This window comes from Sulfitobacter sp. HI0040 (genome assembly GCF_001634885.1).
Taxonomy (GTDB): Bacteria; Pseudomonadota; Alphaproteobacteria; order Rhodobacterales; family Rhodobacteraceae; genus Sulfitobacter.
Genome location: NZ_LWEX01000019.1, coordinates 22,935 through 35,152 on the forward strand (window position 1 = coordinate 22,935; position 12,218 = coordinate 35,152).

The window sequence follows — 12,218 nt, forward strand, 5'->3', positions numbered from 1 at the left end:
ATATCCTTTTGATAACGCCCCAAAACCTAGCGTTTTCAGCATATTTTCAATACCCTATTACGCACGGTAGAAAAAATAGCGCCCCCGCGCGATGTCGTCTGGCCCCGTCTCGAGGCTGAAGCCCTCGAGCCTCTGTTGCGTTACAATCAACCCGCCCGGAACCATCACGGATCTGATCGCCGGGCTGAGGCGCCGCGCCTCTGCATCGTCCACTTCGTCGACACCCACCCCGAAATCGTAATGCGCCAGTGCCAGACGCACCCCGCCCGAAACCATTCGCGCCAACATCGCTTCCGCTTCACCCTTTAGAAAATACTCATCGGGCGGAACAGATGAAGGATGGGCATTCATTTCGCGGTCGATCACCCAGATGAAGCGGTTCGGCAGCTTCTCCCGCAGGTGGTGATAGCTGCGGCCGTTGCCGAGGCCCAGTTCCAGCACGTCTCCCGGCAGATCGGCGATCACCTCCACCGCCCAGTTGAGCCCGCTGATTTGCGCGCCGATGCGGCGATACATGGATTCAAGGCGGCTCATGGCAAGGTCTCCCTCTCGCGGGACAGATCGCAGGGCAGGGCGCCCCCGTCCAGCATATGTTTCAGAAAGTCTTCGGCGAAGCGCCAGATCTCGCTGTCGTGCACGATATGATGGGTCAGCAGGCCGAAGGGTTCCGCCGGATCGGCGCGCCCCTGCCGCCGGTCCTGCAACTGGCGGACCGTTTGCGCGATCAGTGTCTCGGGCGCGATCAGGCCCCCGCCATTATGCCAGTCAATGGGATCGAGATGGGTGTTGATCTGTACCAGCCCCGGTGCGGCCAACCGCTGCGACCGGGGGGCGAAGGTCGACAGGCCGGTGAACCCCAGCGCAGGCAGCGCCTGCACCGTTTCAGGAGCCACGCGGTTCCATGGCGGCACGAAGATCGGCAAAAGCCGCTCGCCAAAGGAATTGCGCAGGATCTTCAGCCCTTCGCGCGCGCGCTCCGCACTGTCCGGGTGGGGCTCGCCGAATTCCGATTTCTTCTGACCCACCGGTGCCCGGTTCTCATGGGCGTAACCATGGACCAGCGGGATCGCATAGGGCCGCTGCGCGCAAAATCGGACGAGCGATGGCTCGAGCCGCGCGGGCACGACCGCAATATGCACTGGCACCCCCGTGCGCCGGGACATGCGCCCCAGTTTGCGCAGGCGGGGGCCCGAACGGGTGGCGTCGTCATCCCGCCACCAGATCGGCAGGGTGAGGCCTGCCGCGCGATAAGCGGTCAGTTCGGCGATGAGTGGCTGCCAGTCGGTTTTCATCGCTGCCCCTCTGCCAGCCGCGCAAGAAGGCGTGCCGTTTCGCTCGCCCCGTTCATTCCTGTTCGGCTGGGCGGGCGACGGGGGGCCTTTTGCAACTCATCGAGGCGGTTCAGGAGGGAGGCGGCGGAGAGTTCGGCGCTTCTGCAGGTCACGATCCCCGGCAGGCGTGAAAGCGCATTTGCGCGGAGTGTCTGTTCGACTTCACCCCCTTCGTCAAAAGGGACGAAGACAGCCGGGCAACCCGTCTGCAGAATATCCAGCGCGGTGTTGTATCCACAGAGCGAGATTGACGCTTCGGCCAGGCAAAGCAAATTGCGGAAGTCTGGCCGCGCCGGTTCTACCAGCGCATTTTCGGGCAGGTCTTTCAGCTTCGCGATAGTCTCAGTCGCCTGCGCCCCGCCGATCAGGATGCGCCAGCGTCGCTCTGGGTTTTGTCGGGCTGCGGCGAGGGCTGCCGCGAAAAGGGGGCCGCCCACCCCGACGCCGCCCCCGGCGCTGACGATCACCTCCCCCCGGCCTGTCGTGGTCTCGGGTACCGTCGGGGGCGCGGGAGCCACGAACCCGGTGTAATGAAGCCGATCGCGGATGACCTTCGTGACGGGCCAGCTTTGTTCCAGCTTCACTACGTCCGGGTCGGCGTGCACCAGCACCGCGTCGTAATGCGCCGCAACCATATCGCTGGCAAATCGCGCCTTGGCCTCTTTCGATGGCGGGGCGAGAATATCCCGCAGGGATACGGCGACGAAGGGCCGCCGGGGCAGACCCGCCGCCGCCTTCAGAAGCTGTGTGAACTCTGCTCGCAGAACCCGCCGCCCGAAGGGGAAAAGCTCCGTCAGCAGCACATCCGGCTCCTCCTGCCGTAGCAGCTTGGCGAGCAGATCGGCGCGGCTTACCATGTAATCCGCGCGCACCGGCTTGCCGTCGGCATCCAGCAGGCGTGCGAAATCCGTTCCGTCGGAGCGGACGGGGGGCAGCTGCGTCAGCGTGATCTCGCCCCTGTCCAGCAATGGGGCAGGGAGACCGCCGGAGACGATATGCACCTTTTGCCCCGCCTTCAGGATCGCTCGCCCCAGGGTCAGCGCCCGTGCCAGATGGCCGGAGCCCAGCAGATGGGTGGCAACGATCATCACCTTCATGATGCTTGCCTTTCCAGACGCGGGACCGCTTCTTCCAACTGCCAGTCCCCCTTGTGGATGCGCAGGATATAGAGCCTGTCCCGCTTGATGCGAAAGGGCGGTGGGCCGTCGAACTGCCAGGCGGTCGCGCAGGCCAGCAATACCCGCATCGTTCCGATGTGGCAGACAGCCAGCGTATCGCTTTTCAGGCTTTCCGCCCATGGAACAAGGCGATCACGCAGCGTGGCAGGGCTTTCCCCGCCGGGCGGTGTGAAATTCCACCCCCAGCTTTCCAGATCCCGGTAGCCGCTTTCCGGGTCGGCGCGCAGTGCGGTGCCTTGGCCGCCCTCCCACGCGCCCCAGTCCATTTCCAGAAGGGCCGGTTCGGTCCGGGGCGCGCGCGCCGTGAGGATTTCGGCAGTTCGCACTGCGCGCGACAGGGGGCTTGAGACAAGATCGGCCTCATCCCATGGAGCCGGTAAGCGGAGGCTCTTCAGGTGGGCTTCGGCTTCGGGGTCGAGCGGTATGTCCGTTCGCCCCTGAATCCGTCCCTCGCGGTTCCATGAGGTATGCCCGTGGCGGAGCAACGCGAGACGGATCATGGTGCCACCCCCGCCCGGTGCAATCCGTCAAGCAGGGTTCGGGCTGCGACCGGGCGCAGGTGATGCCGGGCAATATGGCGTGCAGCCTCTGTGCCCGCGTCATGCCGCGCCTTTGTATCACTCAGCAGGTGTCGCAGCCGTGCGGCAAGACCTGGGGCGCCAGCCTCCGGGCTGGGATAAGTTCCGGGGGCCAGCACGTCCCGTACGCCGGGCCTGTCCTGTGCGACGACCGGAAGACCCACCGCCTGCGCTTCCAGATAGACCATGCCGAAGGCTTCGTTCACGCCCGGCCAGATTAAAAGGGCGGCGTCCGAATAAGCCGCCTGCAAAGCCGTGCCGTCCAATGCGCCCAGAAACCGCACGGCATCCCCGAACGGGGCCATGAACCGTTCGACCTGCGGGCGGGCGGGGCCATCCCCCGCGATGTCCAGCCGCCAGCCCGGCTGCAGCTGCTGCAGCGCTGCGGCGATAAGGTCGTATGACGCCAGCTTGTCGCCCTGACGCATCATGCCCACCGCCAGCATCGGCCCGCTGAGCGCGGAGGGCCGGGGCAACTCATCCCGGTCGAGAAAGGGGTGCAGATGCAGGATATGCTGCTGTGGTGGGGCGTCGCGCAGCAGTGCTTCGGCGTCGCGGCGGGTGAAGTGGAAAATCGCCTGAGCACTGTCCGTGGCATCTTCGGCGCAGCGAGCAAATGCGGCCCAGGGGCCAGCGAGCCGTTTCCGCGCGCGTGTGGATTCGATCTGCACATAAGGAATACCGAGCGTGCGGGCCACGCCGGGGCCGAGCAGGTCCGGCGCCTTGTAGTAATTGTGGTAGGTCAGCCAGCCCTGCCACCCCGCTGCGCGCCCTGTCTTGATCAGGCGGGAGGCTTCCGTTTTCACGGTCTCCATGATCCGGGTCTGTTCGGCAGCGTCGCCCGCGCCATCCCGGCTGCGCAGGCGGCTGACCAGTTCCACCTCGACCCCGGCGTATTCGAGAGCGGAGAGAATTCCCCGCGCCATCGTCCTGTCGCCCGAGGGCATCGGGTCGTCCGGCGTTTTCATCGGCGCGTAGAATGCCAGCTTCATGCGGGCCGACGCGCCATCATTGCCCCCAGCCGTTCGCGCAGATGTGCAATGCCGGGCGCCATGACAAAGGAACGGGTCAGCCGCTCATGGGCGTTGGCCGCCAGTCTCGGCCCAAGCGCGGGATCGGCGGCGAAGGTCTCTATCGTCCTTGCCAGCGTATCCGGGCTGTCGGGTCGCAGCAGGCCGTGCACGCCATCCTCGATGAACTCGGGGATGGCGGAGACGGGTGTCGACAGGATCGGCAGCTTTTGGCTCGCGGCCTCCATCAGCACGTTGGGCAGGCCGTCCCTGTCGCCGTCTTCGGCAATGCGGGAGGGGAGGACGAAAAGATCGGCCTGCCGCATGGCGGCGATCACTTCGGGCTGGTCGCGGGGGCCGTGCCATTCGATCCGGTTCGCCACGCCCTTCAGACGGGCACGCTCTTTCAACGTTTCGTCCAAGGGGCCGCCGCCGATATGCACCCAGTGCCAGTCAAGGTCCGGGGAAAGCAGGGCGAAGGCATCGATCAGATTGTCGAAGCCTTTCTTTTCCACCAGCCGTCCGACGGACATCAGCCGCAGGGGGCTTCCTGCCCTGCGCGGCTTTCGTTCTGGCGGGGCGGGGAAGCGGGACAGGTCCAGCCCGTGGTAGACCAGATCGACCGGCGTACCGCCCGAAAGCCCGCGCAGGTGCCGGGCCCCGAAGGCGGTACAGGTGGCCCCGAAGACCGCGCCATGTTCTGCGGATGTGAGCTTTTCTCGCAACTCCCATTCCGGCGATGTCCAGATGTCCTTTGCATGGGCTGAAAAGGCCCAAGGCAGCCCCCGCAGGATCGCCGCATAGCGGGCGACGGATGCCGGCGTATGCAGGAAATGGGCATAGAGGCCCGCGATATCTTCGCCAAGCTCATGGGCGAGCACGCAGGCCTGACCGAAGCGGCGGCGGCGATTGGCCGTGTCGTCGCGGGCCAGATCGGCCTCGAATGCGACCCGGGCCGCGTCATGCCCGGGCAGGGCGGTCACCGCTTCGCGTGCTCTTGCCACGCGGTCCGGTTCATCGCGCAGATACTCCGGCAGATAGTTCACCCGCGCCTGCAACCTGTCGTGCAGGGGGTGCGTCTTGGTATCGGTCGGATGGCGCAGCGACCACAGATCGAGGGAGAGGCCAGCCTCTTCCAGCGCCAACAGTTCCTGCGCGATGAAGGTTTCGGACAGGCGCGGCCAGCCCTTTACTACCACGGCAAGGCGCGTCTTGTTCACGACAGGGTTCCGTTCATGAGCGCTTCGGCCCGCGCTGTGACCGCATCCAGCCCGTCGAGAAGCCCGTTTGCCCCCGCTTCGGAAGGCAGGCGCTGTTCCGGCAGGGCCCGTATGGCCGCGATCATCGAGGCTGGTGTAAGCCCGTCGCGGGTTTCGTCCAGCATCCGCACCAGACCCAGCTGCTCGGCCCGGCTCGCCCTTATCCATTGTTCCAGACGGGGCACGGTACGCGGGACGATCACCGCACGCTTGTCGAAGGAAAGCACCTCGCAGAAGGTGTTGTACCCTCCCATGCAAACGACACCCTCCGCCCCGGCGAACAGTGCTTCCATGCGGCTGTCGAACCCGACGGAGCGGACGCGCCCGCCGAGCCTGTCCACGCGTGCATCGAATTCCTCTCTCACCTCGCCTGACAGGAATGGGCCGTAGACGAGCAGCGCATCGGGCGACAGGGTCAGGTCCTGTTCATAGGCGTCAAGCACGAGCGACACCATCGCGGCACCATCACCGCCGCCCCCGGGGGTCACGAGGACATAGGGGCTGTCGGGCACTTCGCCTGTGTCGACCTCTTGCCGGCGCAGGTAGCCCGTCCAATGCATCCGCGCCCGCGTCTCGGGGGCCAACGGCAGGCCTTCGGTCGGGTCATGCACGTCCCGTACGCCATAGACCCAAAGTTCATCGTAAAGTTTGTCGGCTGCCGTCACCGCCCCTTTGCGGTGCCATTCCGCGGCCAGAACCTCCGGCTCATCCAGCACGTCCCGTAGGCCCAGCACCGTCCGTGTCCGCCCGCGGATGCGCAGCCATTCCAGCGTGGGGAGCAACTCCCCCCGAAAGCCGGTGGGTTCCTTGTCGACGATCAGCAGATCGGGTTCGTATTGTTCGATAGCGGTCTGGATCAGCCCCGCCCGCAGCGATGTGGTATCGTCGATATCAAGGCCGAGCGTCTGGCTGACATAGCTGCCATCGGTCAGTTTCGTGACGCCCGGAAGGCGGATGTGATCGACGCGCTCGGGAAAGGTGAACCGCCCGGCCACCGGGGAGCCCGTCAGGATGATAGCGGATGTCGTGTCATCCTGCGCGGTCAGAGCCGTGGCGAGGGTGCGGGACCGGCGCAGATGCCCAAGACCGAACGTATCGTGGCTGTAGAACATGACCCTGCGGCGTGCCGAGCCGTCCGTTCCCTGCCTCGACCCCCATCGTCCCATCTGCCGGTCCTTTTCGTGCAACTATGTGGTGTTTGGCCGGGGCCGGCGCGCGGGATTTTTCCCGTTGATTTCTGTTTAATGGGTTCGGGCCCTCGGGGCAAACCTCCAATCGCCGGGTGCGGGAAAACAGGCTCCAATTGCAATGTGGCAGGGGGTGACTTAGCCTGACGCAACATTTTGTAGCGGGGCCTCATGCGCATCATCTATTTTCTTTGCGTAGCAGTCGCCCTTTTTCTGGGTCTTTCGGTGCAGTCGGCCAAGGCGCAGGGGCTGACCGCACTGCTGCCGGGGGCCTCGACTTCGACGGAAGAAACCGCTGATGCACCCCCCCCCGCCACCATAGAAGAAGTCATGCGCGAAGCTGCCCGCAACGGGATCGGCATTCTGGTCATCGATGCCGAGGGCAACCTGCGGCCCCCCGCCACCCCGCCCGAGGGGGCGGTGCCGCTGGATGAGGTGGTACAGGAACACTCCGCCCTCATGAACCTGCAGGACAGGGCGACCCGGTTCCGGGCGGCCCTGTTGGAGCGGCTGGTGGACCTGCCCAACGCTTTCAACGAAGTGCTCTATATCCTGCGTGCCGCATCGCCTGATGGCACGCTCTGGGTTTTCGCCAAGACATTGCTCCTGAGCCTGTTGATGCTTTCCATCGGGGTGATCGCGGAACGGGAGATCTTTGCCAAGCGCATTGCGCGCAAACGTGTGCTCGCCCGGGTGAAAGAGAATCCGCAGGGTTATTCGGAGAAAATGCCCTTTCTGCTTTACCGGTTCATGCTCAGTGTTGTGGGGATCATCGTTTCCATGGTTGTGGCCTATATCGTCGGCTACAGCATTTTCGGCACGCTCGAGGATACGGCGATCCAGTTCACCGTCACGCTGATCAACATCGGCTATTTCATCTGCCGCTTCGTCGCGAGCCTGTGGCGCATGATCCTGTCGCCCTACCTGTCGCAATACCGGATCCCGGCGCTCAGTGACCGCGACGCGACGCGACTGCACCGGTGGCTTTGGATGCTGGCCACCTTCGACGTCTGCGCGATCCTGTTCGGGATCTGGATCGGTGAGCTGGGCCTGAACTACGATGTCTACGCCTTCCTCGCCTCCATGCTGTCGGCGGGGATCGTGCTGATGAACATCTTGCTGGTACTGGTCAACCGCCGGGCAATTTCGGGGGCCTTGCAGAACGGTAGGCCAATGGAAGAGTGCAGCCTGGTGACCCGGACGCTGGTGCGCATCTGGGCGCCGACGGTGATCATCTACGTCCTGTTCGCGTGGGTGGAGCTGACCTACGACCTGGTGCTGGCGAACCCCAGTTCCATACCGCTCATCGCCGGGGCCTATGGCATCCTTGTTTCGATCATCGTCGTCTACGGCGGCATTAGCTATGTGATCGAACGGTATTTTTCCCGCGCCCGGACGCTGCGGCGGCTCAATGCGCAGCGCGAAGAGGCGCTGGCCCGCAAGGCTGAAGAGCAAGGCCTTGCCGACGCTGCATCGGGTCCCCCGCCCGAAGGAGCGGCGCCCGACCCGCAGGCGGCCCGCCTGTCACAGGGCCAGCGACATTCCCTGAACAGTTTCGAGGCGCTGGCCCGGCGGGTGGCCGGTATCCTTGCCTTTGTCGCGGGGGCCTATGCCTTCTTCTATATCTGGGACAACGAAAGCGCCCGCATGGCCGAAAGCTACGCGGACCGGCTGCTCGATATCCTCGTGATCGTGTTCATCGGCTACGTTGTCTACCATGCTTTCCGCATCTGGATCGACAGCAAGATCGAGGAAGAGATCGGCGACCTTGAGGAACCGGAGCCGGGGGACGAGGGGGGCGGCTCCTCCGCGACCCGTCTGGCGACATTGCTGCCGTTGTTTCGCAACGTGGTGCTGATCGTGGTGGTGGTGACCATCCTGCTCATCGTGCTGATGGAAATCGGGGTCAATGTGGGCCCGCTCTTCGCCGGGGCAGGTATCGTGGGCATCGCCATCGGCTTTGGCAGCCAAGCACTCGTGCGCGACATCTTCGCCGGTGCGTTCTTTCTGTTCGACGATGCTTTCCGCAAGGGCGAATACCTCGATGTGGGCGGGGTGAAGGGAACGGTGGAAAAGATCTCCGTCCGGTCTTTCCAGTTGCGTCACCATCTGGGCTATCTGCACACGATTCCGTTTGGTGAACTGCAGGTTATGACCAACTTTTCACGCGACTGGGTCATGATGAAGCTGCCCCTGCGCGTCACCTATGACACCGACGTTGAAAAGGTGCGCAAGCTGATCAAGAAGCTCGGGCAGGAATTGCTGGACGATCCGGTGATCGGAGAGAATTTCATCCAGCCGCTCAAGTCACAGGGTGTGATCGAAATGCAGGACAGCGCCATGATCATCCGTGTAAAGTTCATGACCAAACCCGGCGATCAATGGCTGGTGCGCAAGCGTGTATACGAAGAGATCCGCGCCCTGTTCGAGCGCGAGGGCATCCGTTTCGCGCATCGCGAAGTCACGGTGCGGCTGGCGGACGGCAAACTGGAAGAGCTGAGCGAAGAGCAAAAGCGCGCGGTGACGGCTGCGGCGCAGGCATCATTTGAACAGGAGGAAGCGGAAGAGCCGGAAGGCCCGGTGGGGGATGACCGCTGACGCGGTTGAAGGGCGGGGGGGCAGAGCTATCTGCGGAGCAGGTTATTTCACAGCAAGGAGACAGTCGCATGTCTATTTCCCGCCGCCAGTTCTTCGTCACCTCCGCCGCCGCCGGTGGCGTCGTGACGCTTCTGCCTTATGCAGCCCTTGCCGCCGCACATACCGGCAACACGTTCGAGACCGATGCCGGCGAGGTCACGGTTCATCCCGTCGATCATGCGTCTTTCGTGATGGAAACTCCGAAGGGCACGATCCATGTGGACCCGGTGGGCGACGCGGAAAACTACGCCGATTTTCCGAAACCCGATCTGATCCTGATCACCCACGAGCACGGCGATCACTACAATGCCGATACGCTGAACGCGCTGATCGGAGAGGATACGCAGCTTCTGACCAACCCGGCGGTCTTTGCCATGCTGCCCGAAGACCTGAAGGCCAAGGCCACAGAGGTCGCCAACGGCGGTACCCATACATGGAACGATCTGATGATCGAGGCGATCCCAGCCTACAACATCACCGAAGACCGCAAGAAGTTTCACCCCGAAGGCCGGGACAACGGATACGTGCTGAATTTCGAGGGCTTCCGGGTCTATGTGTCGGGCGATACCGAAGACACGCCCGAAATGCGCGACCTCAGCAATATCGACCTTGCCTTCGTCTGCATGAACCTGCCGTTCACCATGGATGCCCGGGCGGCGGCTTCCGCAGTGGCGGAGTTCAAACCTACTTACGTCTACCCCTACCATTATCGCGGTCGCGACGGCGGCACCCAGAACCCCGAAGAGTTCGCCAAGATGGTCGGCACGGATGTCGAGGTGAAATTTGGCGATTGGTACGACGAATGAGGTAGGGCAGGGGGGCTGCCCCCACCGGGATTTTAACCCATTTGGAACCCGAACTGCGCTCTTTCAGGACTTATAGGGGTCGAGCGAGCTGCGAAGACCATCGCCTAGGAAATTGAAGGCGAGGACCACGACGATGATGGGGAGCATCGGAATGGCTGTCCACCAGTAGATCTCGATACTTGCGAGGTTCTGCGCGTCGTTCAGCATCACGCCCCAGCTGACCGCGGGGGCCCGCAGGCCGAGGCCCAGGAAAGATAGCGCCGTTTCGCCGAGGATCATCGCGGGGATCGACAATGTGGCACTGGCGATCAGGTGCGACATGAAGTTGGGCAGCATGTGTCGGCGGATCACCCGGCCCGGGCGCGCGCCCATCATTTCCGCGGCGCGCACGTATTCCTCCTCTCGCAGGCTCAGGAACTTGGCACGTACCGCGCGGGCCAGGCCCGGCCAATCGAGCACGCCGAGGATCACGGATATGATGAAAAAGACCGCGACCGGCCCCCAGTTTGACGGGACCGCCGCCGAAAGGGCCAGCCACAGGGGGAGTTCGGGCAGCGAGCGCAGGATTTCGATGGCGCGGTTCACGATCCAGTCCGTCTTGCCGCCGAAATAGCCGGCGATCGCGCCGAAGAAGATCCCGAGTGCGAAAGAGACGGTGATACCGATGATCCCCACCGTCAGCGACAGTTGCGCGCCGTAGAGTATGCGGCTGAAGACATCGCGGCCCAACCTGTCCGACCCCCAGAGGAACACGGTCGCGCCCTCTGGCGCGCAAAACAGGTGGGTGGTGCTGGGTAGAAGTCCGAAGAGCCGGTATTCGGCCCCTTCGCAGAAGAATTCCAGCGGCAGCGGTCGGCTCTCGTCTGTTTCATAGACCCAGCGATAGTTGACCAGGTCCGCGGTGCCGATGGTGGGGTAGACATGCGGTCCGACGAACTCGCCGTCGTGCCAGAACTCGATCGATTGCGGCGGTGCATAGAGGTGGTCGGCATTGCGCTCGTTCGCACCGTAGGGTGCGATGAAACCGGCAATGGGGAGCATGAGGTAACACAAAAGCAGGAACGCGCCGGAAAGGAGCGCCAGCCGGTGGCGGCGAAACTTCCGCCACATCAGCCGGGTCACGGAGGCATCGAGCCGTGGATCGGGCGGGGCGGCGGCGTCGGGCGTATCGGTCCATGGTGTCGTATCGACGAAGCGGTTCGAGGGCTGCGTGCTCATCCCGCGCGGTCTCCGTAACGGATGCGCGGGTCGAGCAATACCAGCAGCAGGTCGGAGATCATCGTGCCGATCAGCGTGAGAAGCGCGACGAACATCAGCACAAAGGCGGCGAGGAACTGATCCTGCGATTTGAGCGCCGCGAGCAGATAGGGCCCGATGGTCTGGAGGCCCAGCACGACCGAGACAAGAACGGAGCCCGACACCATGGCGGGAAGCAGGTTCCCGATATCGGCGACGAAAGGGTTGAACGCCATCCGCAGGGGATATTTCGTCAACATTCGGGCGGGTGACATACCTTTTGCCAGCGCGGTTTCCACATAGGGTTTGCCCAGTTCATCGAGCATGTTCGCGCGCAGACGCTGCATCATGGCGGCGGAACCCGCCGTGCCGATGACGAAGGTGGGCACGATAAGATGCAGCAGGATCGACCGGACCTTTCCCCACGACATCGGCTCCCCTTCGTAGTGGGGGGCCATCAGCCCGCCGATGGGCAGGTCGAAGTATTTGTGCCCGTAGTAAAACAGGATCAGCGCCAGCAGGAAGTTCGGGGTCGCAAGACCGAGGTATCCGACGAAACCGGCAGTATAATCGACCCAGCTTTCGGATCTTGCCGCAGCCAGCACGCCAAGCGGCAGGGCCACGGCATAGACGAAGAGGACCGCCGCCAGATTGACAAGTACGGTAAGCCAAAGGGCATCGCCCACGATTTCGCCAACGGGCCGGTCGAATTCGAATGACCAGCCGAAGTTCCCCTGAAGCAGCCCTGAAAACCCCTGCGGCCCCGGGGCGAAGCCGACCCATATGAGGTATTGGCGCCAGATCGGCTGATCCAGCGCATATTCGTGGCGCAGGAATTCGGCCTTGGCCACGCCCTCGGCCTGCCCGGTGGCGCGCAGTTCGGCGATCTGGTTCGACAGGTAATCGCCGGGGGGCAGGTTGATGATGACGAAGACCAGAACCGAGACCACGCAAAGCGTCAGCAGCATGGTGACGAACCGGTAGGCTGCATATCTG

11 protein-coding genes are annotated in these 12,218 nt (G+C 63.7%); 2 read left to right on the forward strand and 9 right to left on the reverse strand.

Going from position 1 to position 12,218, the window contains the following annotated elements; translation table 11 throughout:
• Positions 1–57 precede the first annotated feature (57 nt).
• The 7 genes from A3728_RS02125 to A3728_RS02155 are packed head-to-tail and all read right to left on the reverse strand — an operon-like array spanning position 58 to position 6,522.
• Entirely contained in the window at positions 58–534 is a 477-nt protein-coding gene (locus A3728_RS02125) for a class I SAM-dependent methyltransferase (protein WP_067919847.1), read from the reverse strand.
• On the reverse strand, positions 531–1,292 hold the full coding sequence (locus A3728_RS02130) for a polysaccharide deacetylase family protein (protein WP_067919848.1): 762 nt from the start codon (positions 1,290–1,292) through the stop codon (positions 531–533). The genes A3728_RS02125 and A3728_RS02130 overlap by 4 nt, the downstream gene beginning before the upstream one ends.
• Positions 1,289–2,428, reverse strand: coding sequence for a glycosyltransferase family protein (locus A3728_RS02135; protein WP_067919850.1), 1,140 nt, complete (start codon positions 2,426–2,428; stop codon positions 1,289–1,291). The genes A3728_RS02130 and A3728_RS02135 overlap by 4 nt, the downstream gene beginning before the upstream one ends.
• The gene (locus tag A3728_RS02140; RefSeq protein WP_067919852.1) at positions 2,425–3,009 is read right to left on the reverse strand and encodes a histidine phosphatase family protein; all 585 of its coding nucleotides are present in this window, start codon (positions 3,007–3,009) and stop codon (positions 2,425–2,427) included. The genes A3728_RS02135 and A3728_RS02140 overlap by 4 nt, the downstream gene beginning before the upstream one ends.
• Entirely contained in the window at positions 3,006–4,079 is a 1,074-nt protein-coding gene (locus tag A3728_RS02145) for a glycosyltransferase family 4 protein (protein WP_236628133.1), read from the reverse strand. The genes A3728_RS02140 and A3728_RS02145 overlap by 4 nt, the downstream gene beginning before the upstream one ends.
• Complete coding sequence (locus A3728_RS02150) at positions 4,076–5,317, reverse strand: glycosyltransferase family 4 protein (protein ID WP_067919854.1); 1,242 nt, start codon at positions 5,315–5,317, stop codon at positions 4,076–4,078. The genes A3728_RS02145 and A3728_RS02150 overlap by 4 nt, the downstream gene beginning before the upstream one ends.
• Positions 5,314–6,522 (reverse strand): glycosyltransferase family protein, encoded by a 1,209-nt coding sequence (locus tag A3728_RS02155; RefSeq protein ID WP_067919856.1) that lies wholly within the window; start codon positions 6,520–6,522, stop codon positions 5,314–5,316. Before A3728_RS02155 ends, A3728_RS02150 begins: the two co-directional genes overlap by 4 nt.
• A gap of 192 nt (positions 6,523–6,714) precedes the next feature.
• Between A3728_RS02155 and A3728_RS02160 the strand changes: the two genes are divergently transcribed.
• Together A3728_RS02160 and A3728_RS02165 are read left to right on the forward strand one after the other, a co-directional pair.
• Positions 6,715–9,141 (forward strand): mechanosensitive ion channel family protein, encoded by a 2,427-nt coding sequence (locus A3728_RS02160; RefSeq protein ID WP_067919858.1) that lies wholly within the window; start codon positions 6,715–6,717, stop codon positions 9,139–9,141.
• A gap of 68 nt (positions 9,142–9,209) precedes the next feature.
• Entirely contained in the window at positions 9,210–9,986 is a 777-nt protein-coding gene (locus A3728_RS02165; RefSeq protein ID WP_067919860.1) for an MBL fold metallo-hydrolase, read from the forward strand.
• A 63-nt stretch (positions 9,987–10,049) separates the two neighbouring features.
• Here the strand turns inward: A3728_RS02165 and A3728_RS02170 are convergent, their stop codons facing one another.
• Together A3728_RS02170 and A3728_RS02175 are read right to left on the reverse strand one after the other, a co-directional pair.
• Positions 10,050–11,204 (reverse strand): ABC transporter permease, encoded by a 1,155-nt coding sequence (locus A3728_RS02170; protein ID WP_067919862.1) that lies wholly within the window; start codon positions 11,202–11,204, stop codon positions 10,050–10,052.
• Positions 11,201–12,218: ABC transporter permease (locus A3728_RS02175; RefSeq protein WP_067919870.1), on the reverse strand; the 1,018-nt coding region annotated here is incomplete at its 5' end. The genes A3728_RS02175 and A3728_RS02170, both read right to left, overlap by 4 nt.